Here is a 26,399-nt window from a genome sequence, read left to right as displayed (position 1 = left end):
TAGAGAACTGCCTAATCCGTTTGGTTCTTTGTCTTGTATCAAAAACCAATTTTCGATATTGGTATTGTAATAGCAGTTCATAGCAATATATTGGTAATTGAACGAATAATAAGTTACCGCTCTAAAAAAGCAAGAATAATTTTACTAGCTTTAAAATGCTATTAATCAACATTCAACTACCAATTGATTCAACAATTACTCATTTCACTTTTATTTTTTTATTGTAATAGGTGGCTTTAGAGAGCAATGCTATTCTTTTGATTGGTTCATTTTTATTTGGTTAAGGTAAACATTATTACGTTTTACCCTATCTACCTATTTTTATCTATTGCAACATTTTAAGTGTGCGGTTATGGTTTGTTATTAACCAAAACAGCCATATTATGAAACTAAGATTTCTACTATTGTCTTTTCTTTTTTGTGTCTACTATTCATTTTCTCAAACTAAAAAAGAAGAAAACGAAAATTATTTGAGGATTACTTCTACCACTTATTTGGAAAATTTACTTAAGTCAGCCAATAATGACGAATATGTAATAACTTCAGAATATACAGATGCTAAGACAGGTATTAAACACACCTATATTAGACAGGCTATAAATGGGATAGAAGTTTTTGGAACGGAATCTAGTTTACATACTAACGCAAATGGTCAGACTATTATGGCTCATGTAAATTTTGTCGCAAATATTGGTTCATCATTAAAGAATTCATCTGCAAGTATCACTGCTACACAAGCTATATCTAGTGTAGCGCAACAAATGGGTTACAGTCTATCCAATCTTCAAAGATTGGAAAATGCAACAGGGTCTAATCAAAAGGGAGTTTTTAATAAGGCCGGAATTTCGAATAGAGATATTCCTGTGAAGTTAATGTATTATTTTAGAGATGGACATGGCTCCAGTATGGTTTGGGAACTTTCAGTTATGGAAAAAAATACACCCGACTGGTGGAACTTTAGAGTCGACGCGTCATCAGGAATAATTATCGACAAGGACAATTGGACAGTAAATTGTGGTTTACCTGGAGATCATAGCGAAGAAGGGCATAAAGCTAAGGCTGTTCACGGAAAAAATATTGACTCATCAAAAAATATTAGCGTATCTAATTATTCAGTAGCTACTGAAAATTATGCAGCACCATCAAGTTATAATGTTTTTTCTTTGCCACTTGAGAGTCCATATTTTGGACCTCGTACATTAGTAGTAAACCCATATGACCTTATTGCATCGCCATTAGGATGGCACAATGACGGCACTTCAATGTATACATATACTAAAGGTAACAACGTAGCGGCATATGATGACGGTTTAGGTGACGATACAGCATCGGTTGCAGATCATACTCCAGAATCTGCTCCAGGATTGATATTCGATTATCCTTTCGATTCAACAGCACCTAATGGTGATCCAAATTATTTTGCAGCATTACAGTCGCAAGATGCTGCTGTTACCAATCTTTTTTATTGGAACAATATTATACACGATATAATGTATTATTATGGATTTGATGAAGCAAGTGGCAATTTCCAGGAATCTAATGTTACCGCTGGAGGCCTTGGAGGCGATAGCGTAAATGCTGAAGCTCAGGATGAAGCCGATCTCGCTCCTACAGCGTTTAACAGATGTAATGCCAATTTTGGTACGCCACCAGATGGTTCAAATCCTAGAATGCAAATGTATATATGCGATAATGGTGCAACAGCTGGCCACAATGATGGTGATTATGACAACTTTGTTGTTGTTCATGAGTATGCACATGGTATTTCTAATAGATTGGTCGGAGGTCCAGCGGATGCTGACGCTTTGAACAATGCCGAACAAATGGGTGAAGGGTGGAGTGACTTTTATGGATATATGTTGACCATGGATTCTGGGAATTTCTTGAGTGATCGTACTGGAGGGACTTTTTTATTCGATCAAGGACCTGGAGGGCCTGGTATTAGGAATGCGCCATATAGTACTAGCATGACAACGAATCCGTTCACCTATGCAGATGTTGCCGATACTGGAACCGTCTCATCACCTCATGGAATAGGATTTATCTGGGCTTCTATGTTATATGAAATGGCGCAGGCACTTATAGCACGTGACGGTTTTGATGCAGATTTATATAATGGTACAGGAGGAAATAATAAAGCGATAGCATTAGTAACTGAAGGATTAAAACTAACACCACCAAACCCTGGGTTTGTGGATGGTCGTGATGCCATATTAGCCGCAGATCTAGAATTGTATGGAGGCGCAAATCAATGTTTAATTTGGACAGCCTTTGCTAAACGGGGTTTAGGTTTTAGTGCGGATCAAGGCTCATCATTCAGCAGAATAGATGGTGTTGAAGCTTACGATATGCCAGGTTCTATTGTACCAAGCAGATCGAGTATATGTATCGCAGAAGGTATCGTTACAGGAATTAGTGGTGGAATTCTTATTGGAGGCGTATATAGTGGTCCTTTTGTTACCGATGCAGGTAATGGTACGACCTTCTCTTTTGATGCAGAAACAGCTGGTGTTGGTACTCACACTATAACATATACAGATCCTTGTTTAAATATTGTCATGGCAGACATAATGGTAACTAGTGGTATTCCAGAACTTATTTGTCAAGATGTTTCATTAACCTTGGATGCGAATGGTGACGCTACTTTGAACGAAACCGATGTGGTTGATAATCTACCGCCTTCCGATGGCAGTTTAGGGTATACGGTTGACAGCTCAGGAACTTTTGCACCTGCAGATATGAGTACTGGAACAACGGTTCTTACTTTAAGTGATGACGGTGGAGCTGGCATTCCAATTTCATTTCCGTTTAGTTTTTATGGTAATGAATATACAACAGTTTATGTGGCTTCAAATGGATATTTATCTTTTGAAGATGACGATATTGCAGACTTCAGTAATGACCCAATACCAACTGCTAGCCTTCCTAATAACATTATTGCTGTGGCTTGGGATGACTTAAATCCTGTAACAGGTGGGACCATTCATTATAAAGTAATTGGTACCGCACCGATGCGGACTTTAGTTGTCGAATATGATAATATTTTTCATTTTGGATCTACATCTTTGACTATGGATACTCAGGTAATGCTTTATGAAACTAGTAACTTGATAGAAATTCATTCATCAAGTATAACATCAGATGGAGGTACAAGAACTCAAGGGATTGAAAATGAAGATGGCACTGCCGGAGAACCGGTCACGGGAAGAAATAGTACCGATTGGACTGCAACAAATGATTACGTGGGTTTTATCCCAAATGGAGGAGGTTTACCTGATAATTGTGACAACCCAGTAACCATTACTTTAAGCCAAACAGCCTTTACATGTGCTGATATTGGTGCTAATACAGTTACAGTAACCGCAGATGACGGTATGGGAGGAATTGCTACTTGTGAAGCGACAGTTACCGTGGTATCTACCAATCCACCAATCGATGATCCAACAGGAACCAATGATATAATTTGTTCAGGTGAGACAGCCACTCTAACGGCAATAGGAACAGGTGGTACGCTAAATTGGTATAGTGATGACACCGGAACTTCATTGGTAGAAACAGGAACGAGTTTCACGACAGGAGTTTTAACTCAAACCACGTCATTTTATGTTCAAGAAGTAGGGGGAACAGGTTGCTCAAGCAATTTAGTGGAAGTAATGGCAGAGGTTAATCCTTTACCAACGGTAAACTTTACAGCGTTAGGTGACTTGTTTATTGATGCAGGTGTGCAAGCAGGCCTTGGTGGAGGTACACCATTGGGTGGTGTTTACTCAGGACCTGGAGTAACAGACGATGGCAATGGCATGACCTATAGCTTTGATCCAGCAGCCGCTGGTTTAGGCACTCACGTATTAACCTATATGTATTCTGATCCTGACACAGGTTGTATGAACTCAGCTTCAGATGAAGTTGTTGTTGATGCTGTGATCGTAGAACCTTGTGTGGTATCCATAGATACGCAACCACAAGATATTACTTTATGTCAAGGTGGTGAAGGTAGTATTTTTGTTGAAGCAAGTGGAACGGGTACATTAAGTTACCTTTGGCAACTTAAGTTCCAAGGTATTGGTGAATTTTTTGATACAACAAGAACAGTCTCAAACTTCCTTTTTAACGGTATTGATTTAGTTGCTAATGGAAACGAATACCGCGTTATTGTAACTAGTGATAATGGTACACCAAATGACACGAGTGATGATTGTTCGGTGACTAGTGATATTGCAGTCTTAACTGTGAATCCAGCAACAGAGGTATCTATAGAACCAGTTGAACCATTGTGTATTGATGGTCAGATAGTACAATTAGGAGCTTCTCCAGAAGGAGGATCATGGGATGGTCCAGGTGTAGATGAAGACGGCATGTTTAACCCAATACTAGCAGGAGTTGGAGACCATGTTATTACCTATACATATGAAGAAGGTGAAAACGGTACATTATTAGATCGTGGAGTTGGTGTGGGTAATCCAGACTGTCCTTATTTAATGATTACAGGAGTTTTTGATGGAACTTTAAGTGGTGGTCAACCAAAGGGTGTTGAGTTATTTGCACTGCAAGACATACAAGATTTAAGTAGTTATGGCGTAGGTTCTGCCAACAATGGTGGAGGCAGTGACGGTGAAGAATTTACCTTCCCTAACGATGTCATTGTTGCGGGTACTTACATCTACGTAGCCGCTAATGAAGCAGATTTTATGACATGGTTTGGATTTGACCCTGACTATGTTACTGGTGCTGTTAATGTTAACGGCGATGACGCTATAGAATTATTCGGTAATGGCGAGGTTATTGACACCTATGGAGAAATAGATGTAAATAGTGATGGTCAATCATGGGATTATACCAATAGTTGGGCCTACAGAAACAGTTCTACGGGACCAGATGGAACAACATGGGTAGAATCAAATTGGAGCTATGCAGGCCTTGATGTTTGGAATGGACAGACATCCAATGATGGTGCAAGTATGATGCCTATCGGTACATTTACTGCACCAGAGTGTGATGGTAATGGACCAACATGTCCTGGTTCTGCACAAATTACTATAGTAGTTAATGATTTACCAACAGTAACCCTTACGGGTCTAACAGATCAAGAAGTAAATACTGGAGTAGTAACACTAGGTGGTGGTTCACCGGTAGGAGGTATGTATTCTGGTATTGGTGTAACTGATGATGGTAATGGTGAAACCTTTAGTTTTGATACCGCATTCTTAGATGGTGGTCAGGTTACAGTTACTTATACGTATATGGATCCTGTAACAGGGTGTTCAAATTCAGCAACTGATGAAATAGGATTACTTGAATCTAATGCGCCAGCCAATGACCTTTGTGGTGATGCGATTGCCATAGAATGTGGTAGTACAGTAAGCGGTACTACAGTTGATGCTACGTTTGACGAAGCTCCTTTCTGTGGAGCATCTAATACAGCTCCTGGTGTTTGGTACAGTTTTATAGGTATTGACGGTACAGCTACTTTAAGTACTTGCGACACGGCATCCTATGACACCAAGATAAGTGTATTTGAAGGTACATGTGATGGCTTAAGTTGTGTTGATGGCAATGATGATGGTGCAGGATGTGCAGGTTTCACATCCGAACTAACCATTGATACTGTAGCAGGTGTAGAATACTTAGTCTTAGTCCATGGATTTAATACAGCAACTGGAACTTTTGATTTAAGCTTAACTTGCGAGAATCCATGTGCTGATGATGCTGAAGGTCCAGCGATTACAATGGAAGCGCAAAATGAAATGGTAGATTGTCCAAGTGAAGGAAGCAGTGATTCTTGTATGTATTATATTCAGTTATTTGATTCGTTAAACGATGGATGGCAAGGTGATATTTTAGATGTTCTTGTAAATGGTGAAGTCGTATTAGACGATTTAACATTAACAGATCTGTTCAATACTGGGAACGATCCTATACCAGGGGAGTACGATCCTATACCCTTCTCAGTAATGACTGATGATGTTATCACTACGGAATATCAAGTCGGAGCGTTTAGTGGAGAAGCATCTTGGGAGATTACTGACTCTCAAGGTAATGTTGTAGCGCAAGGCAATGGATCAAATCCAACTGATATAGTTGCGAATTGTGCAGCACCTTCTGCTGAAGAATTGTTTATGGCATGGCTTGACAATAATGGTGGTGCCGAAGCTAGTGATGACAATGGTGTTACTTGGAGTAATAACGCGTGTTCTGAAAATGCGTTTACAGTAGACGGTAATGCTGCGTGGGGATCATTTGATAATTTATTCTTCTTAGATGATAGCTATTGTTGCGGATTTGATGGTCCACCAGCAAATGTTGGCCCAGGCAATCAGGTTACGATTCAACCTAACTATACATCAGGAGATGATGTAAATGTTGAAACAAATGTGTTTGTTGCGGCAGATAACGCGCTTGCAAGTCAATCCTTTACATTTAGTGGAAATGTAACTAGCAATACGCTAACAGATGGTTATGGAGCTACTGCTTGGATCAAGTTATTTGATGGTGGATTTGGTTTGTTAGAACTTATCTCTGTTCCATTAAGCGAAGGGCCGTTCACTGTAGAGTATAATATGTCTCAGCCAGGCGCTGTTAATATCCAATATGGATTCTCAACATACGGATTAGGAGGAGCAGGTCTGGAACCAGGTTCTTTAGGTAATGTTGTTATTGAAGCGGTTTCTTGTGTATCATTCAATGACGAATGTGGTGGAGAAACTACTGTAACCTTTACAGCAACAGATGCTTGTGGTAATACTTCAGAAACTACGGCTACATTTAGTATTGGTGAAGAAACAGGTTGCCCTGCAGAAAACGATACATACGATTGGACTGGAGCAGTGAATACAGACTGGGAGAACCCGGATAACTGGATGAACCAAAGTGCTCCAGGATTATTGCTGAGCAATAGCGATGTCACCATACCATTAGGTATGCCAAACTATCCAATACTAATGTTAGGTCAAGATCTTTATATAGACCCATGTTCAACCGTATTTGTTGACAGCAAAGCATCCTTAACTGTAAATCCTAATGTGGTAGTTACCAATGATGGTACGGTTATGAATGATGGTAACTCTACCTTTGAGTCTGATGAAACGGGTACCGCCTATATAGGTACTGGTACTGGTATGTTCATCGGTGATTTCACCGTAGAACGCTTTATTCCGGCCAAGAGAGCTTACAGACAGTTGAGCCCTGCGGTAACAACATCCGGACCGATTTCGGAGAACTGGCAAATGGATACACATATTACAGGACCGGCTGGTAATACGGATGGTTTTGATGAGACGCTGACAGGTAATCCATCGATGTATATATTTGATAATGATGTGTATAACTACCTTGAAGTAGAGAATACAAATGCCACTAATTTATACCCTGGTACCATGTATCATATCTTGGTGAGAGGTGATAGAAATACGGATCTTGGCGATAATAACGCTACGCCTTCTATAACAACGTTGAAGGCTACAGGTGAGCTAACTGCAGAGAACGAAGGTTCTAAAACAATTATGGTAGATGTACCAGAACAGCGCTTTATTGCGGCTGGTAACCCATTCCAATCTCAGATTGATATGTACGAGGTAATTACCGTAAGTGCGGTTAATATTGATCCAGTATTCTATTGGGTTTGGGATCCTACATTAGGAGAACGTGGTGCCTATACAGCAATTATTGCTGAAACAGGTGTTGCATCTTCTGCTGATACCGATGCGAATCAATACCTTCAGGCTGGTCAGGCAGGATGGGTGTATACTGCAGGTGCAGGACCGTCTTCGTTAACATTCGATCAAAATAGTAAGAGCAACGGTGTACCTGAAACTGTAGTGTTTAGAGGCTCTAGCGATGTCACAAGTGTTGGACAAATGCGTCTGTCATTATACGAGAATAGTGCGCTGGCCAATAACGGTAATGCCGCAGATGGCGTATTAATACTTTTTGATACTGAAGGTAATAATGGTGTTGACATGTACGATGCATTAAATATCACTAACCTCGATGAGAACATGGCGACCAATAATAACGGTGTGTTGTTGAGTATTGAGAACAGGGCAGCTCCAGTGGATGCAGAAGAGATCCAGCTTGAGATTAACACGTACAGAAGTACAGACTACACGATTGTGGCAGAAGGTATAGTAATGGAGGGTGCAACGGCATTCCTTTATGACATCTTTACCGATACGTTAACAGAGATCCCTCAAAACGGATCTGTTAACTACACCTATTCTGTAGATTCTGGTGACGCTGCTTCAATTGCAGGTAATAGATTTAAGATAGTATTTGCAGGAGAGGCATTATCTGTTAACGATTATGATATAGATAGTATTTTGATGTACCCTAACCCTTCAAATATTGGTAAGGTCTACTTGGATATTCCTTTAGGTATGGATGATTTAGAAGTATCTATCTATAATGTAATAGGTACGAGATTATATCACGAAACCGGAATAGCAGGTGGAAACAGGATGAGTATAGAAGAGGTTTCCAAGTTTAGCTTGGGTACTTATTTTGTGGAATTAAGCTCACAGGGCAGAACGATAACCAAGAAATTGATCATTAATTAATAAATAAAAACAAACACGATGAAAAATCCAAAAAGCACATTTTCAAAAACTATCGGTACGCTGTTTATTGTACTGGCAATAGTATGTACAACCAGCCTTAACGCCCAAGCTCCTCCAGGAGGAGCGACTGATACCCAGGATGTCCCGCTTGATGGCGGTTTGATCGCATTAGTGATAGGTGCGGCAGCTTATGGCGTTAAAAAACTACGTGATAAGAAATAGGTGAAAAGACTTAAATCTTTAATACAAGAATTTCCAAAACCAATAAGGCTTTTTTTAGGAAAAGCCTTATTGGTTTTTATTGTGTGGAATATTACATATATAGGGTTCTTATCGGAATCTAAAATATTGGATTATCCCTTAACTACACATGTTGGTGAGGCTTCTACAGAAATACTAAATAGGTTTAGTTCTATGTCTGGTTTTAAAGCCGTTAGATCAGAACGAACAACCATATATGAAGGTGAATATATAACACAAGAGTCTTCAGAAATTTATCACAATGAAAGAAGTATTTTACATATTGCAGACGCTTGCAATGGGTTGGAATTGTTAGTATTATATATTGGTTTTATAATTTGCATGCCTTCCAGATTTTGGCGTAAAATTCTTTATATCATTTTTGGTGTTATAATTATTGATTTTGTTAATATTGGCAGATGCATTGGATTAATTTATTTGAGGGAATATTATGAGGTTTACTTTGATTTTGCCCATCACTATGTTTTTAAAATAACGGTTTATGGTGTAACCTTTTTGTTATGGATACTGTTTGCTAGAAAAATACATTTCAATAATGAAATTTTACAAGTCAAATAAAGGCCGCTTTATAGGTGGCCTCATTTTTATTTTTATTATTTATTCTTGCTATTATATTTTTATTGCAGAAAATAGATATACTGCCGAGATACCTAGAAAGTTAAGACACTTAATTTCGCTTTTTGCCACTGTAGCAGTATATTTTGTAGGCACATACCATCTTGGTAAGTTGAAAGTAAAATGGATGAGCACCTTATGGCATGTTGTACATATTTCTGGCCTGTGTATTATTATAGGTATTGGTTTATTTTACTATATTTTTTTAGATGGAAAAGCAATACAAGAATTAAGCGTGTTAGCTCAAAACATTCAGGAAGTATTGATATCACCGATGTTATATGTAGCAATGGGATTGCTTAATAGAACCCTTGTAAAACAAACCAATTAAATAAAGTTATTTATATTTTTTGGCTGTCAATTCAGCAATTTTACAAATTACTTCCACAGCTTTCAGCATGCTCTCAACAGGCACATATTCATAGCGACCATGAAAGTTATGGCCACCTGCAAAAATATTAGGGCAAGGAAGTCCCATATAAGATAATTGTGAGCCGTCTGTACCGCCACGTATTGGTTTTATAAGTGGTTTAATGCCTAAGGACTTCATGGCTTCTTCCGCAATATCAACAATATGCATTTCTGGTTCTACTTTCTCTTTCATATTGTAGTATTGATCCTTCAATTCAATTGAAAAAATGTCGGATTCAAATTTTGAGTTTAAATCATTCACTATCTTCTCCATTAAAGATTTACGTGCTTCAAACTTTTCTTTGTCATGATCCCTTATTATATATTGAAGTGATGTTTCTTCAACCTTTCCTTCAATTTTTGTCAAATGAAAAAATCCTTGATAACCCTCAGTATGCTCTGGTGTTTCTAATCTTGGCAATGCATTAATAAATTCTGTGGCATAATACATTGAATTCACCATTTTACCTTTAGCATATCCAGGATGTACAATTTTACCTTGCACTTTAATTTTAGCTCCCGCCGCATTGAAATTTTCGTATTCTAATTCGCCGATTTGGCTACCATCCATTGTATATGCCCAGTCTGCTCCAAATTTATCAACATCAAATTTATGAGCGCCTCTACCAATCTCTTCATCTGGTGTGAAACCAACTTTAATGGTTCCATGCTTAATCTGTGGATTATTTATGAGATATTCCATAGCTGTGATAATTTCTGTAATCCCAGCTTTGTCATCTGCTCCTAAAAGTGTAGTACCATCTGTGGTTATAAGTGTTTGACCTTTATATTGCAAAAGATCATCAAAGTAACTAGGAGATAAAACAATGTTCTTTTCTTTATTTAAAACAATGTCTTTTCCATCGTAGTTTTCAATAATTTGTGGACTAACATTAGCACCTGTGAAATCTGGAGACGTATCAAAGTGCGAAATAAAACCAATTGTCGGGACATCGTGGTCTACATTACTAGGTAAGGTAGCCATGATATAGGCGTTTTCATCTATAGATACGTCGCTCATACCAATGGCTTTTAGCTCATCAACAAGTTTGTTTGCTAAATCCCATTGTTTTTTTGTACTTGGTGTTGTGTCAGAATTTGGATCTGATTCTGTATCTATTGTTATGTAGCTTATAAATCGGTTTATAATATGTTGCATGTTTATTGTTTTTATCAAAAATAATAACAAAACCTTATAAAGATTAAACAGAATGATATTTCTTCTTAAGAACTTGAATAGTGGCAGAATAAATTTTTATTTTTAACCTTTATAAAAAATCAACCAATGCGATATTACCTCGGAGTTTTATTGGCACTTTTTGTGACAATTAATTCATATGCTCAAACTAAGACATATAAAATTGGTTACCTGTTGGAAAAAACATCTGTTGAAATCGAAGCTCTTTTAGATGAGCTTTCTAATGAGATTTCTGCAGTAATTGGTGAAGATGCAATTATAGAATTTCCTGCGGAATATAGACTTGTAAATGACTTCAGTACAGATCAGGCAATAATTAATTATAATCAACTAATTAATAACGACACAGATATTATCGTAGCCTTTGGTAAAATCAATAATTTAATTATAACAAAGAACAGTTCGTTTGCCAAACCAACCATTGTTTTTGGAACTCTAAGTGAAGAATTAATAGCTGATGAAGAATCATTAAATGAGATACCAAATTTTACTTCAATTACTACATCCCAATCATTTAAAAAGGATTTAAGTGTATTTAAGGAATTAGCAAAACCCGAAAAGATTGGTGTAGCAGTTGAACAACCGTTCGCTGACAATTTAACAATTGAAGATACATTTAGAAGGATAGGTGAAGAGCTTGGAACAGAAATAAAATTAATTCCTTTTGCATCATTAAACGACATTATTTCTCAATTAGAAGGAATTGGTGGTCTTTATCTTGCCGGAGGATTTTATTTATCAGATGAAGAGATTACAATCTTGGCCAACGAATTAATTGAACGAAAAATGCCTTCGTTTTCTGCAAATCCAGCAAAGGACGTAAAGAATGGAATCTTAGCGAGTAATTATGATCAGTCAGGACTGAATCAGTTTTTCAGAAAAATTGCCTTGACAATAGAATCTATTGTTGCTGGTGAGGAATTTTCTGGTTTGGGCACCAAAATAGAATCTAAACTTAGTCTAACTATTAATTACAATACAGCACAGAAAATTGGCTTACCAATTAAATACAGTTTAATAGCTTCAACTACTTTTATTGGTGATCCTAAACTCAAAATTGCGGAAAAAAACTATAATCTTGTTGGAGTTTTGCAAGAAGCAATTGCCAAGAACTTGGATTTGCAAACCTTGAGTAGAGATATTACGCTTACAGAAAAGGATGTGCAAATTGCAAAAAGTGATTATTTGCCAAATGTTACTGCTGGTGCCACAGGATCTTATGTAGATCCTGAATTAGCAACTGTTAGTAATGGTCAAAGTCCTGAGATTACTACTTCTGGTAATGTCACTTTGCAACAAACTGTATTCTCTGAATCAGCAAATGCCAATATAAGCATTCAGAAATCTTTACGTGAAGCACAAAAAGAAAATTATAATAGTGAAGCGTTGAATGTCATTTTTAACGTAGCAACGGCTTATTTTACCGCTTTAATTTTAAAGTCAAATTTGGCTATTCAAAGCAAGAATCTTGAACTAACAAAGTATAACCTAAGGATTGCTACTGAAAATTATGAAGCTGGACAGTCTGGTAAATCAGATGTTTTGAGATTTCGCTCAGAAATGGCTCAAAATACGCAACAACTTATAGAGGCAATAAATCAGTTAGAACAAGGCTATTATACCTTAAATCAATTATTAAATAACCCTATTGATACAGATATTAATGTTGATGAAGCTGAGCTGAGAAAGGGAATTTTCAGTAACTATAATTATGAGCAACTGGGACAGTTCTTGGATGACCCAACATTAAGAAAACCATTTGTCAATTTCCTAGTTCAAGAAGCGATTACCAATGCACCAGAACTTAAGGCATTGCAATACAATATTGAAGCCACAGAAAGAAGTGAGCGACTATTTGGAGCAGGCCGTTTTTTACCTACTGTAGCTCTTCAAGGGCAATACAACTATGAATTTTCAAGGTCGGGTGCAGGTGCAGATTTCCCAACCGGTTTTCCAACAATACCAGACGGTTATTATACGCTAGGATTAAATGTCTCAATACCCCTTTTTAATCAAAACAAACAGAATTTAAATCAGCAGATCGCTTCTGTGCAAAAGGAACAATTAGAAATATCTAAAGAGAATATTGAACTAAATATTGAAAAGAATATAAATGATTCTGTGTTAGATCTAGTGAATCAAATTTCAAATATTGAGTTATCCAAACTGTTTGAAGATACGGCAAAAGAGGCTCTTGATTTAACTCAGACTTCTTATGCCAATGGTGCTGTAAACATTGTGCAATTGTTGGATGCTCAGAATAATTATTTACAAGCTCAATTGGCAAGTGCAAACGCCACCTATAATTATTTACAAAGTTCAATGCAATTAGAACGTTCACTAGGACTTTTCTTTTTGTTACAAGATCAATCGGATCGTGAAGCTTTTGCGCAACGATTTATGGAATTTTTAAATAAAAACGAAGACTAATAAAAATACAGTATAAAACCATGATAGTTAATCGCTTTTTAAAATTTAGTAGCCTTTTTATGTTTTGTTTTTTCCTAGGTTGCGGTGAGAATGAAGTTACGGAAGAGATTGTTTTAAGGCCTGTTCGAACTGGTGAAGTTGGGTATGTTGGAGGTGATAAATCAAGAAGTTTTAGTGGAACTGCACAAACTGAAAAAATTGTAAATCTTAGTTTTAGAAGTAGTGGTATTATTACGAAACTAGATATGAAACTTGGTCAAAAGGTAAAAAAGAATGATTTGCTCGGAACCTTGGATAATGTTTCTGCTCGATTAAATTACGAGTCTGCAATAGAATCTAAAAACAGTTCAGAGTCTCAAATGAACACAGCTAAATTGGCATTAAACAGAGTGAGAACTCTCTATGAAAAGGGTAGTGCATCATTAAGTGATTATGAAGATGCAAAAAACTCTTACAGAACTGCTGTAGCTAGTTTCGAATCTTCTAAGCGTAGTGTTGCAATTCAGCAAGATCAGATAAGATTTGGGTATTTGTATGCGTCAGAAGATGGTGTCATTGCTTCTGTCGGTGCAGAAGTCGATGAAAATGTCTCGCCGGGACAAACCATAGGCGTATTAAATGCAGGCAGTGCCATTGAGATTTCATTAGGTTTACCAGAATCTATTATTAATGCAGTTAAAAAAGACATGAAAGTAAAGGTGTCCTTTACAGCAATTCCAGAAGAAAACTTTAATGCAATTGTTACGGAAGTGGCACCAGCGGTTGATCAAAATACATCGACCTATCCGGTGACTGTTATGGTTACAGATAGTGATGATCGCATAAAAAGTGGTATGGCGGCATCGGTTAATTTTGAGTTCGTCTCTGAATCTCTAGATGAAAAAATAATGGTAGTCCCAGCCAATGCAGTTGGTGAAGACGGCAATGGAAGGTTTGTATTTCTAATTGAGGAATCTGATGAAAAGACAACCGTTAAGAAACAACCAATTACTATTGGTAATCTAACTCCTCAAGGATTTGAAGTGGTATCTGGATTACAAATTGGCCAAAAGATTGCTACTGCTGGTCTACAAACACTCCTTGATGGACAAGAAGTTAAACTTAATTAATCAGTATCAATGAATTTAGCGGCATTTTCAATAAACAGAAATCGCATAACGTTTACTGTACTTTCAACAATTATTCTTCTTGGTATTGTGATGTACACCTCTCTTCCAAGAGATAGTATGCCACCTTATACCGTAAGAGTCGCTACAGTAGTTTCTTCCTTTCCCGGCTCTAGTCCAGAACGTGTAGAACAATTGGTAACTGATAAGGTAGAAAAAGTAGTTCAAGAACTTCCCGAATTAAAGGAAGTAAGCAGTACCTCTAGATCTGGTCTATCTGTTGTTTCAGTTGAATTAAAAGAACAAGTTGAACCACAGGACTTACAACCGGTTTGGGATAGATTAAGACGAAAATTATCACAAATAAAAGGATTGCCATCTGGTGTTAACCCAAATCTTAATGATGATGGTATTGGAGAGGTGTTTGGTATTGCTGTTGGTCTCGTTATTGATGGGTTTACATACGCAGAGGCAAAGGAGTATGTAGACGACATAAAGGATGATTTAATAAAATTAGATTTAGCAGCAAAAGTTGAATTAGGTGGTGTACAGGACGAACGCGTTTTTATTGAATTTGATAATGCTAGATTAAAAGAGTATGGATTGTCTGCTTCAAAACTTCAAAGTATCATTAGTTCTACAAATATTTTGAGTTCAGGTGGGCAGATAAACTTAGGTAATGAGCGTATTATATTAGAACCAACGGGGAATTTTAATTCAGTTGAGGATATTAAACAAACATTGATTCCAGTTGGAGATGGATCACAATTAGTCTATTTAGGTGATATCACTAGTGTTAGACAAGACTATATAGATCCTCCAAGCCAATTGGTCACTGTTAATGGTCAAGAAGCCATATCCATGCATATAAGTCTTAAAGAAGGGGCGAATGTAATTCAGTTAGGTACGGATATAGATACGGTTATTAAGGAATGGGAAAGGCTATTACCTGTAGGATTAGAACTTAAAAGATTATCATCATTAGACACCTACATTGACTTAAAAATTGGTGATTTTATCGTTAATTTAATTCAGGCTATTGTAATTGTTCTTATAGTGATGCTAATATTCTTAGGGTTAAGAACAGGAGGAATAATTGCTAGTCTTATACCTATGGTAACCATCATGACATTGATGCTTATGGGTGTTATAGATATGGGACTTAATCAGGTAACGCTTGCTGCTTTAATTATGGCCTTAGGTATGATGGTAGATAATGCCATTGTTGTTGCAGAAACCATAATGGTAAAAATGGAAAATGGTGTTGATGCCAAAACTGCAGCAATTGATGCTTGTGCAGAATTATTTACGCCACTATTGATATCAACTTTAACGACCTCAGCCGCATTTTTAGCTTTTTATTTGGCAGAATCTACCATGGGAGACATCGTTGGTCCTATTTTCGTGGTTATATCGCTGGCTCTATTATCGTCTTGGATATTGGCCTTGACGGTAATCACTCTGCTTTGTTTCCTATTCTTAAAAATTACACCAAAAGCAGAAAAAAAGGAGAGTTTAATAGATAAGGTAATCAATAAATTAAAGCTCTATTATAAAGATCTTATATTATTTGCACTATCATTTAAACGCATTGTAATAGTAATAATAGTCTTGCTCTTTTTCTTGTCCTTAAAAGGATTTGGATATATTCCATTTATATTTTTCCCAGATAGTGACCGTAATATGGTGACTATTGATATTAATTTACCGCAAGGAAATAGAATTGAAGCTACTGAAGATATAATAAAACAAATAGAAAGCTACATGTTATCTGATCTTGTGGTCAATGAAACTAGGGCTAATGGTATCACAGATTGGTCTGCTTATATAGGTAAAGGACCAGAATCATATGATTTGGGTTACTCATCAGATGAACCAGACCCTAGTTATGCGCATATTTTGGTAAATACGTCCGATTTTATATACAATAATGAAATGGTTGAAAAACTAAATAGTTATTGCTACGATAATTTTCCAAATGCTGATATTAAAGTAGGAGTATTAGGTTCAGGTGGTGGTGGTACACCAATTGAGATTAAAATTTCTGGCGAAGACCCTGACGTTTTAGCACGATTAGCAGAACAAACCAAACAAAAACTGAGTACTGTTAATGGTACTAAAAATATCAAAGATGATTGGGGCCCTAAAACTAAAAAATTTGCTGTAAATATCGATCAAAATAAAGCACAGTTGGCAGGTGTAACAAGTGCTGATGTTGCGACATCCTTACAGACTGTATTAGACGGTTTTCAAACTGGAGAATATCGCGAGAATGATAAGTCAATTCCAATTTTAATGCGAAGTAATGAAAGTCAGCAACAAACCTTGGCTTCTATCGAAACATTGAATATCTATGCTCAAAATACAGGTAAAAGTGTTCCGTTGCTTCAGGTGGCAAGTATTGAGCCTCAATGGCAATATGCAAAAATTAAGCGCTTAAATATAGATAGAACTATTAACGTTAGTAGTGAATTAAATTCCATAGGTAATGCTTCTGCAATTATGAAAGAAATGGATCCTTACATGATTGAAGTTTCTGAAAATTGGCCTGAGGGATATACCTATAAATTTGGAGGCGATGCGGAGAATACGGCAGAGAATATGGGTGCCGTAATTAATTATTTGCCATTATCTGGTTTTATAATTATCCTGCTTCTCATAATTATGTTTAACTCAGTTAGGAAAACCATTATGGTTGCTGCTACAATTCCATTAGGAATTATCGGTGTTGTTATTGGCTTACTTATTTTTCAAGAACCATTTGGTTTTATGCCATTTTTGGGTGTTATTTCATTAGCTGGAATAGTTATTAATAATGCAATTGTATTAATTGACCGTATACAAATTGAGGAGACTGAAATTAAACGCCCTATTCAAGACGCAATAATTGCTGCGTGCCTGCAACGCTTTAGACCAATATTGTTGGCTACATTTACTACTGTACTTGGTCTTATCCCTCTTTATCTTAGTGGAGGCGAAATGTGGGAAGGTATGGCCGTAAGTATTATGATAGGCTTACTATTCGGTACTGTAATAACCTTACTTTTTATACCCTCTCTTTATAGTATTTTGTTCAAAGTTGATTATAAAGGCTATGAATTTGATAACTCTATATTAGATGAATAAATTTAAATGCTAGATAGACTTTATCCATACCGGTTTGAACTTTTTCTAATAACACAGCTCGCCGTATTATTTGGGTCTTTGTTTATACCCTCTGCTTGGTTTGAAAATTTTGTACTACCTTTTTTGCTATTGTTAAATTTAACTTTTGGATTAATACTGGTTTCAAAGAAAAAGGCTATAACGAGGTTTCTATTTGCAATTTTTTGTCTAACAGTAGTATTCGTAATATTTGAATTTGTTAATAGTGCGAATAAGCTGCACAATATAAAACTTACAGCTTACTTTGTTTTTTATAGTGTTGTCACAATAGAAATCATAAAACAAGTTTGGAAGGCACAAGTAGTAAGTAAAAATGTAATACTTGGTTTAATAAGTGGTTATATTTCCTTAGGATTGCTATCCTTTTTTTTATGCTTGACAATAGAAATTATTAACCCAGGTTCTTTCTCAGGTATTGAAAGTTCAATAAATAGTCCCAACAAATATGAACAGTTGATGTACTTTGCCTATATAACTTTAATGACCATTGGCTATGGTGATATTTTGCCCATTACGGATATGGCCCAAAAAGCCTCCATGTTTATAGGGTTAATAGGACAATTCTATTTGGTAATATTAACAGCCATTGTGGTTGGTAAATACATAAACCAATCGAGTACTGAATTTAACACGCATTGATATTTTAAAATATAGAATTATGAAAATTTATAAATTAGGATTATTACTGGTTTCACTTTTGTTATGCTCAAATTCATTTGGTCAAAGAGACAAAGAACTTGAAAGGAAAATCATTGAACGAAAGGTTGATACGACTTTTACAGTTGAAGAGGCAGCCGAAAATTTCTTGTTATTTTATAATAACATGAAATTAATGAAAATGAATGATGAGCTTGAAAATGAATATTCCAATATTGTTCTAAATAGTGCTGCACGTATGCGCAGATTAGATGATAATGATAAAGATTATACAATTGAAGAACGAAAAGAGCTTTTTGAAGAAATGCTAGATAAGTTAAGTGCTGATCTAAAGAAAATATTAAGTAAAGAACAGTTTAAGCTTCATGAGAAAAATTTCAATGTAATTCTAAAACGTTTTTACGAAAGAGCGCATTGGGCATGGAAACGTGACTAATAGAAGCAAATTATTACCGTTATTTTGATTCTATCGTAATAATTTTCCCTTCTCTCAGAATTTTTAATTTAATCTTTGGTTCATCTCCAAGATTATTAGCAACATCACTCAGTTTTAATAATGTTTCATCATTTAGTTCAATTTTGATATCATTAAAAGCTAGTATAATATCTCCACCAATAATGAGATTTTTACCGTTTAGTTGAACTTCAGAATCACCTCCTTTAACACCCATTCTACCAAAAATTGAATTGGACGAGACGCGTTGCACTAAAAGACCATACTGTTGAGGAACATTTAAAAGTTTAGCTTGTTTGAGTGTTAGTAAATGTAATTCAGCACCAAGCCATGGCATTTTATTTTCAATAAGTAGTTTTGAAGCGAGATTAGAACTACTTGCATATCCAATTCCATCAAATCCTCCAGATTGGGTTGTGATATGACTTACAATCCCAACAACTTCACCTTCTAGATTGAACATTGGCCCACCCGAATTACCTTGATTTATTGCAGCGTCAGTTTGAATAAATTCCGTTGATGTAAATGGATTTTCCCCTAAATTATTTCGTCTAAAACTACTCACATATCCTGAAGAGAAAGAAGCACTTAGCCCATAAGGAGAGCCAACTATGAAAATTTGTTGACCCACTTTTAGCTTATCTGAATCACCAAATTTTACGGTCACGGCGTTTAATTTTGGTCTAAATAACTTAACTAAAGCAATATCAGGAGCATTATAAGAAGAAACAACCTTACCAGTAATTATTTCACCATCACTAAACTTTATCTGAATTCTTTCTGGTACTCTAACAACATGTGCAGCAGTTACTAATAAATTATCTGAAATCATAAATCCTGAACCCAGTCCGTTTACACTTACTTTTTGTGATTTCAAATCACTCGAAGTTACAACTGTATTCTCTTCTACAAATATTGAGACAACTGCAGGGTTTACCTTTGAGTAGACTTCAGACAAATCTTGGGCAGTTAGTTTAATAAAAGTAAAGCAGAAAAGTGAAATTAATAAAGTGATTTTTTGCATTATAACTTGGTATTTAAGAGTATTCGTAACTTTTTATATAACATAGAATTAAAAATAAATAATGAATAAAAAAGCCTTGAAAATCAAGGCTTTTAATTTATTATTTCCTAAATGTTACAACAGGTCGTTTGGCATGATTTACAAGATCTTCTGATATACTACCGCCAAAGAAATGACTTAAGCCTTTTCTGCCATGTGTAATCATGGCTACAGCATCTGCATTAATTCTTCTTGCATAACTTAAAATACCATCTTCAACGTTGTGGTCTGCTATAAAATCAACATTTACATTCTTATCTTCAAGCTGAGACAATTTCAAAAATTCTGATACTCTTCGGTCAATTTCATCTGTGCTCAAGAAACTTAAATTAGGCAGATTAACATGCAATAGAATGACATTCTCAGAAAGATTATTCAGTAATTCAAGTCCAGTTTTAACTGCAGAAATACTACCTTCTAAAAAGTCAGTTGCCATGACTATATTCTTGTATTCAACTGAAGTTGGTTTTGATTTAACCACCAAAACAGGGATATCGCTATATCTAACGACTTTTTCTGTATTAGAACCTGTAAATATACCGTCGTGTTCACTATGTCCTCGAGAACCCATCACCACTAAATCTGCTTTTTCGTAGGTACCCACTTCAGATACTTCTTTCAATACCTTATGGTGTTTGATAAGCGGTGTTACACTAATACCTTCTAGATAAGGCTTATCTAAAAATTCTTCAAACCGTTTATTGGCCAACATTAACATAAATGCTGTTTCTTCATTTCGCGCTGAACTAGAGGATGATATTAGAGATTCTGAAAGTTCTAACATATGCATCACAATTAATTCTGCATTATGTTTTTTAGCAAGTGCCGCACCTGTTTCTAGGGCATATTCTGAATAGACAGAAAAATCGACAGGAATAATGATCTTTTTCATGATTGTTCTTTAATTAGTTATTAGTCAAAGTTAAGAATTACTATGGTTATATTTGATGATAAATGACAGTTTATAGTTAAATATTTATTATGTTTTGTAGCTTCTAATAACTAATAAGATTCTTATTTTTGCAAAGCAAATTAGCACTTCATGTATAAAACTGTTATTAGACCAATTCTTTTCTTATTTGATCCAGAAAAAGTACATTATTTTACCTTTTCATTAATAAGAAATCTATCAAAAATACCAGGTGTAAAAAGCTTGTTTAAAAACTTATATCTAGTTGAAAACCCATTATTAGAACGAGAACTATTTGGTTTAAAGTTTAAAAATCCTGTTGGTCTGGCTGCAGGCTTTGATAAAGATGCCAAGTTATATAATGAATTATCAAATTTTGGTTTTGGATTTATTGAAATTGGTACTTTAACACCTAAGCCACAACCAGGCAATCCTAAAAAAAGATTGTTTAGATTAAAATCGGATTCTGCAATAATTAACAGAATGGGCTTTAATAATGGTGGTGTAGAAGAAGCAGTGCTTAGACTGAAAAAAAATAAAGGTGTTTTAATTGGAGGCAATATTGGTAAGAATAAAATTACTCCAAATGAAAATGCCATAGAAGACTATGAAATCTGTTTCGAAGCCTTGTTTGATTATGTAGATTATTTTGTAGTTAATGTTAGCTCACCAAACACACCTAACTTAAGGGCGTTACAAGATAAGGAGCCATTAACTAATTTATTAAAAGCATTACAGGTCTTAAATTTTGGTAAGGATGTATCTAAACCAATACTCCTAAAAATAGCACCAGATTTAACGGATGAACAATTAATGGATATCATCGATATTGTTAAGATAACTAAGATTGATGGTGTTATAGCAACCAATACAACTATTTCTCGTGAAGGACTAAAAAGTTCAAATAAATCTGAAACAGGTGGGTTGAGTGGTAAACCATTAACAGATCGATCTACTGAAGTTATACGTTTTTTAGCGGAAAAAAGTGATAAATCATTTCCTATTATTGGAGTAGGAGGAATTCATTCTGCAGAAGATGCTCTAGAAAAATTTGAAGCTGGTGCAGATTTGGTTCAACTCTATACGGGTTTTGTTTATGAAGGACCAAAACTTATAAAAGATATTAATAAAGCACTAATAAAAAAGGCGCAGTAAATGCGCCTTTATTTATATTATGATTGTTCTATTATTGTTTTACAAATGACAATACCTGACTAGAATTATCTCTTGTGAGCTTTATAAAGTATATGCCTTCTTTTAAGCTCTCAACTGAAATGCTTAAATCCTGATTTGAGATTATTTTTGATTGTTGGATTAATTGTCCCAGTGCATTATAAATTTCAAAATTATCCGGAAGTGTTTTTGACTTTATTGTCAATGTACTTGAAGTTGGATTTGGGAAAAGACTAATTTCCTCGTTACTAAATTCATTTATACTAAGAACACCGTTAAAAAAACTATTAGATGTACCACTACTAAAATTACCTCCACTTGCCAATAAGGTATTATCATCAGCTCTTAATTCATAATTTCCATTTCCTGAAGCACAACAAATTCCGTCACCATAACTATCATTTATTTCAAATTTGTAGCACAGATCTGGGTTAATTGTAAATGTTTCGGTTTTTGTAGTAAAATCATCAACGCCTTCAATATAAGGCCCTCCAGAATACAAAACATTACCATCTCCATCTGAGAAGTTCCACGATGTTTCTGCCGGCCAATCATCTAATGTAAGACTCAGTCCTATCGTTGCTGTGCTTATTTCTTCAGCACCCACATTAATATATTGTGATTTTACCTTACTAATATTGCTGCTGCCATCTGAGATGGTCAAAGCAACATCATAAGCTCCAACGCCATTGTAAGTATGCGTTATATTTTGCGTAGTGTAATCTACAATATCGTCACCATTTACGTCCCACGACCAAGACGTAGCACCAACGCTATTATCAGTAAAATTTACTGTTAAGTTAGTCTCACAACTATCCGTTTCATCTGCAACAAAATCAGTACTAAAACTTGGGCAAGCCATACTTACTCTAGAAACTTGATAAATAGCGTTAATTCTTGCATACTGCTGTGGTGAAAATAAAGATCTGCATCGTTTACGAGAATAAGACATTAAATTTAATGGATCTGGCTGATATAAATCTCCATTACTATCTAAGCTAGTAGTATCAGTGTAATTACAATCTTGATTAACGTTATTAACTCCTAATTTTGGATCAGCTGGTGTATCACATATAAAATCGCCTGTACTATCACAGTTAGAACCATCTACTAGCTCCTGTGAAGAAGCAAAAACATTGCTGTTGCCATGCGTATGAGACAATGCAAAGAAATGACCCATTTCATGTGATAATGTACTTCCGTTTGTTGTACAACTATTTGCCATTAAAATAGTCTCTGGACCTCCTGGGAAATATGCATATCCACAAAGACTGCCACCTGAGCTGCTAGTTATTGAATTTGTAAAATAAATGTTTATTACACCGTTTACATTATGAACTGATGTCATCAATGACTCTTCAGCACTTTGATAGGTATAATAGTCATCACTATTGATATAATTTATACCATCACATAAAAAGAATTCCAATCCTGCATTAACATAAATTGAATTCATTGCAGCCATGGCATCATTAAGTTCAATATTTGTTAAACCACCAGTACCATCAGACTGTCTTATTATATGTGCCTTTACAGGTACAGAACTTAATAATGTAGAACTTCTACCGGTTAATTGGTTTTCTAAAAATTCAGTTTCTAATTCTTCAATTTGGTCTTTTATAGAATCATAATAGTTTTGAGCTGCTTCCGTAAATTCAAAACCACAATCATCACTTTGTGCATTGATCGAAGTTGAAACGAATAGTAAAAGAAATAATAATAATGTTGTGTGAAGTAAAGTTTTTGGGTTCATTCGGTTAGTTTTATAATTTTCAAAGCACCCCAAAATAAGAATTTACACACAATTAGCAATGAATATTCGATAAAACGCTAAGTAAATTAACAACTAATTCTATTGGATAATCAACTTTCTACTTACAATTTGACCTTCAATACCGTACAGTTTCATTAAATATATACCAGCTTTTAAATCGGGTAATACAATATTAAACTCTTGGTCAGAAGCATTTTGCAAAATTCGTTTTACTTGTTTACCTAACACGTCAAAAAGTTCAATTTTGTTGACAGACGATCCGTTTGAAATAGAAATTATTCCATTGGTTACAGGATTCGGGTAAATCTTTAGATTGTCAAAGTTTTCAAACTCATCAGTGCTGAGAGAGGTACTTTTAAAGGTTACCGTCAATGTTCCTATTTTTTCAGGCCCAAATGGATAACCAGAGGCACCAGCAATGTTTGTAATAACTCCTCTAGGAACAGTCGGAGCGTTACTTGTAGAATAGTTAAATCCGTTTTCTGTACCAGCATCGTAGGGAAAAAGATCTATGGTAAACGATTCCTTCCATTTATTCATGCTTGCATCCCAAAGATTTAAACTATTTACTGCAATCATCCAATCAGGACTTGGTGCGATCATCGAAACTAAAGTTAATAATGGATAATCCTCAGAAACTACTACATCAACCAGCGTTGCGGAACTTATGGCAGCAAAAGGAGAGAAACTTTGTTCTAACCACTGTTCAGCATTACCAGAAATAATAGCCGTTTGTACCTCACTGTTAAAAACACTATTTGATCCTAATTCAGCTACATTTTCAATACCTTGGGTTGCTGAACCACCCATTTCTAAAAAAGTAATATTAGAATTGTGGTTGGCACCAACCAAATTAGACCAATGGGCGTTACCTGGTAGAGTTCCATGATCAGTGGAGTTCCATGTACTTGTAAAATCAATATCATATGTCGCAGTAGACTGCGTAAATCCAATGCTAGATAATAGGCAGGTTAGGATTATGGTAAGTTGAAGTGTAATTTTTTTCATAGCAGCAGTGTTTTTTAATAGGGTTAGTTGGTAAATACCTTTCCTCCTTACATATTATTTCTCATTTAACGTATTTTAGAGCAAAATTAAATTGTGAACATAGAAATACTCATATCCTTTGCATTGGCAACATCTGCACTTGCGATTTCACCAGGTCCGGACAATATTTATGTGCTGGTTCAAAGTATTTCTAATGGCAAGTCATTTGGACTGGCTACGGTTTGTGGCTTAATCACAGGATGTATTGTACATACAACATTACTGGCCTTTGGCGTATCTGCCATAATTAAGGACAATGAGAATATATTTTTAGCTATTAAAATTTTTGGTGCTATTTACCTCTTGTATTTGGCTTACAATGTATTTAAATCAAATTCGGAAATAAATTTTGGTGATAATACAGCACCTAAAAAAAGTTTAAATGCACTTTTTGTACAGGGTTTTTTTATGAATGTTCTAAATCCAAAGGTTACTATATTCTTTCTTGCTTTTTTTCCGGGATTTCTTTTTAGTGATTCCTTAAGCACTGTGATTCAGTTTTATATCCTAGGAGGAATTTTCATGTTAGTATCATTTGTTATCTTTTCAGCAATAGCTTTGTTAGCTGGTGAAATTAAGACCTATACACTAAGTCATAAAAATTCTGGTGTGGTTTTTAAGTGGCTTCAAATAGTTGTTTTTGTTGGTATTGCCATATTCATTCTTATATAATTTATAGTTATGAATTGGATTTTGTAAGCCTTATATTTGAAGCAATGAATAGGCAAATAAAACTAATTGAATGTCCTAGAGATGCCATGCAAGGCATTAAGGAATTTATACCTACCGAGAAGAAGGTGCAATACATTCAGTCATTGCTCCGAGTTGGTTTTGATACAATAGATTTTGGGAGTTTTGTTTCTCCAAAGGCCATACCACAAATGGTTGACACTGCACAAGTTTTAGAGCAATTAGACTTGAGTAAAACACAAAGTAAATTGTTGGCTATAATCGCTAACACACGTGGCGCTAATGATGCTTCAAAACATGCTGAAATTAATTATTTAGGCTTTCCTTTTTCTATATCAGAAAACTTTCAAATGCGTAACACGCATAAGACTATTGCTCAATCAGTAATAACATTACAAGAAATATTAGAAATTGCGGATAAATCTAAAAAGGAAGTTGTTGTTTATATTTCAATGGGATTTGGTAATCCTTATGGTGACCCTTGGAATGTAGATATAGTAGGTGAGTGGACCGAAAGGCTTGCTAAGATGGGTGTTAAGATTTTATCCTTGAGTGACACAATTGGGAGTTCGGATGAAGAGAACATAAATTATTTGTTTTCAAATTTGATACCCAATTATCCAAAAATTGAATTCGGTGCTCATTTGCACACCACACCTTCAACTTGGTTCGAAAAGATTGACGCGGCTTATACGGCAGGATGTAGACGTTTTGATGGTGCTATACAAGGGTTTGGTGGTTGCCCAATGGCTAAAGATGAATTGACAGGGAATATGCCTACCGAAAAAATGTTGTCATACTTTACACAAAAAAAAGCGCATGATCTTAATGCCATGAGCTTTGAAAGTGCTTATAATGAGGCCACAAAAATCTTTTCTAAATATCACTAAACA

General features: G+C 35.5%; 17 protein-coding genes. 12 read left to right on the top strand and 5 right to left on the bottom strand.

Annotated features, from left to right (window positions below):
* Positions 1 to 383 precede the first annotated feature (383 nt).
* From ACFWV9_RS06285 to ACFWV9_RS06270, 4 genes are read left to right on the top strand one after another with little or no spacing between them, the layout of a single operon-like run.
* Positions 384 to 8,552: a M36 family metallopeptidase gene (locus ACFWV9_RS06285; RefSeq protein WP_411894392.1), complete on the top strand. Its 8,169-nt coding sequence runs from the start codon at positions 384 to 386 to the stop codon at positions 8,550 to 8,552.
* A gap of 18 nt (positions 8,553 to 8,570) precedes the next feature.
* Positions 8,571 to 8,774 (top strand): PID-CTERM protein-sorting domain-containing protein, encoded by a 204-nt coding sequence (locus ACFWV9_RS06280; RefSeq protein WP_411894391.1) that lies wholly within the window; start codon positions 8,571 to 8,573, stop codon positions 8,772 to 8,774.
* Positions 8,775 to 9,371 (top strand): archaeosortase/exosortase family protein, encoded by a 597-nt coding sequence (locus tag ACFWV9_RS06275; RefSeq protein WP_411894390.1) that lies wholly within the window; start codon positions 8,775 to 8,777, stop codon positions 9,369 to 9,371.
* Complete coding sequence (locus tag ACFWV9_RS06270; protein WP_411894389.1) at positions 9,349 to 9,759, top strand: hypothetical protein; 411 nt, start codon at positions 9,349 to 9,351, stop codon at positions 9,757 to 9,759. The genes ACFWV9_RS06275 and ACFWV9_RS06270 overlap by 23 nt, the downstream gene beginning before the upstream one ends.
* A gap of 6 nt (positions 9,760 to 9,765) precedes the next feature.
* Here the strand turns inward: ACFWV9_RS06270 and pepT are convergent, their stop codons facing one another.
* Complete coding sequence (gene pepT, locus ACFWV9_RS06265) at positions 9,766 to 10,998, bottom strand: peptidase T (protein ID WP_411894388.1); 1,233 nt, start codon at positions 10,996 to 10,998, stop codon at positions 9,766 to 9,768.
* Positions 10,999 to 11,124: 126 nt separating this feature from the next.
* Here pepT and ACFWV9_RS06260 point away from each other — a divergent pair, with 126 nt between their 5' ends.
* The 5 genes from ACFWV9_RS06260 to ACFWV9_RS06240 are packed head-to-tail and all read left to right on the top strand — an operon-like array spanning position 11,125 to position 18,831.
* Positions 11,125 to 13,467, top strand: coding sequence for a TolC family protein (locus tag ACFWV9_RS06260; protein WP_411894387.1), 2,343 nt, complete (start codon positions 11,125 to 11,127; stop codon positions 13,465 to 13,467).
* A 59-nt stretch (positions 13,468 to 13,526) separates the two neighbouring features.
* Positions 13,527 to 14,576, top strand: coding sequence for an efflux RND transporter periplasmic adaptor subunit (locus ACFWV9_RS06255; protein WP_411894386.1), 1,050 nt, complete (start codon positions 13,527 to 13,529; stop codon positions 14,574 to 14,576).
* Between the two features lie 9 nt (positions 14,577 to 14,585).
* The gene (locus ACFWV9_RS06250; protein WP_411894385.1) at positions 14,586 to 17,699 is read left to right on the top strand and encodes an efflux RND transporter permease subunit; all 3,114 of its coding nucleotides are present in this window, start codon (positions 14,586 to 14,588) and stop codon (positions 17,697 to 17,699) included.
* A gap of 6 nt (positions 17,700 to 17,705) precedes the next feature.
* Entirely contained in the window at positions 17,706 to 18,377 is a 672-nt protein-coding gene (locus tag ACFWV9_RS06245; RefSeq protein ID WP_411894384.1) for an ion channel, read from the top strand.
* Between the two features lie 19 nt (positions 18,378 to 18,396).
* A complete protein-coding gene (locus tag ACFWV9_RS06240; RefSeq protein ID WP_411894383.1) occupies positions 18,397 to 18,831 on the top strand; it encodes a hypothetical protein in 435 nt (144 codons plus the stop codon).
* Positions 18,832 to 18,850: 19 nt separating this feature from the next.
* Here ACFWV9_RS06240 and ACFWV9_RS06235 read toward each other — a convergent pair whose 3' ends face one another.
* Positions 18,851 to 19,873 carry a S1C family serine protease gene (locus tag ACFWV9_RS06235; protein WP_411894382.1) on the bottom strand — a complete coding sequence of 341 codons (1,023 nt, stop codon included), beginning with the start codon at positions 19,871 to 19,873 and terminating at the stop codon, positions 18,851 to 18,853.
* 100 nt (positions 19,874 to 19,973) lie between these two features.
* Positions 19,974 to 20,804, bottom strand: a complete 831-nt coding sequence (locus ACFWV9_RS06230) for a universal stress protein (RefSeq protein ID WP_411894381.1) — start codon at positions 20,802 to 20,804, stop codon at positions 19,974 to 19,976.
* A gap of 150 nt (positions 20,805 to 20,954) precedes the next feature.
* Between ACFWV9_RS06230 and ACFWV9_RS06225 the strand changes: the two genes are divergently transcribed.
* Positions 20,955 to 21,977, top strand: a complete 1,023-nt coding sequence (locus ACFWV9_RS06225; RefSeq protein ID WP_411894380.1) for a quinone-dependent dihydroorotate dehydrogenase — start codon at positions 20,955 to 20,957, stop codon at positions 21,975 to 21,977.
* 31 nt (positions 21,978 to 22,008) lie between these two features.
* Here the strand turns inward: ACFWV9_RS06225 and ACFWV9_RS06220 are convergent, their stop codons facing one another.
* Both ACFWV9_RS06220 and ACFWV9_RS06215 read right to left on the bottom strand, forming a co-directional pair.
* Entirely contained in the window at positions 22,009 to 23,748 is a 1,740-nt protein-coding gene (locus ACFWV9_RS06220) for a T9SS type A sorting domain-containing protein (protein ID WP_411894379.1), read from the bottom strand.
* A gap of 99 nt (positions 23,749 to 23,847) precedes the next feature.
* Positions 23,848 to 24,777, bottom strand: coding sequence for a spondin domain-containing protein (locus ACFWV9_RS06215; protein ID WP_411894378.1), 930 nt, complete (start codon positions 24,775 to 24,777; stop codon positions 23,848 to 23,850).
* 93 nt (positions 24,778 to 24,870) lie between these two features.
* Here ACFWV9_RS06215 and ACFWV9_RS06210 point away from each other — a divergent pair, with 93 nt between their 5' ends.
* Positions 24,871 to 25,488, top strand: coding sequence for a LysE family translocator (locus tag ACFWV9_RS06210; RefSeq protein ID WP_411894377.1), 618 nt, complete (start codon positions 24,871 to 24,873; stop codon positions 25,486 to 25,488).
* A gap of 44 nt (positions 25,489 to 25,532) precedes the next feature.
* Positions 25,533 to 26,396, top strand: a complete 864-nt coding sequence (locus ACFWV9_RS06205; RefSeq protein WP_411894376.1) for a hydroxymethylglutaryl-CoA lyase — start codon at positions 25,533 to 25,535, stop codon at positions 26,394 to 26,396.
* Positions 26,397 to 26,399: the final 3 nt, after the last annotated feature.

The organism is Winogradskyella sp. A2 (assembly GCF_046762865.1).
Taxonomy (GTDB): domain Bacteria; phylum Bacteroidota; class Bacteroidia; order Flavobacteriales; family Flavobacteriaceae; genus Winogradskyella.
This window is presented reverse-complemented; position numbering and strand designations above follow the sequence as displayed.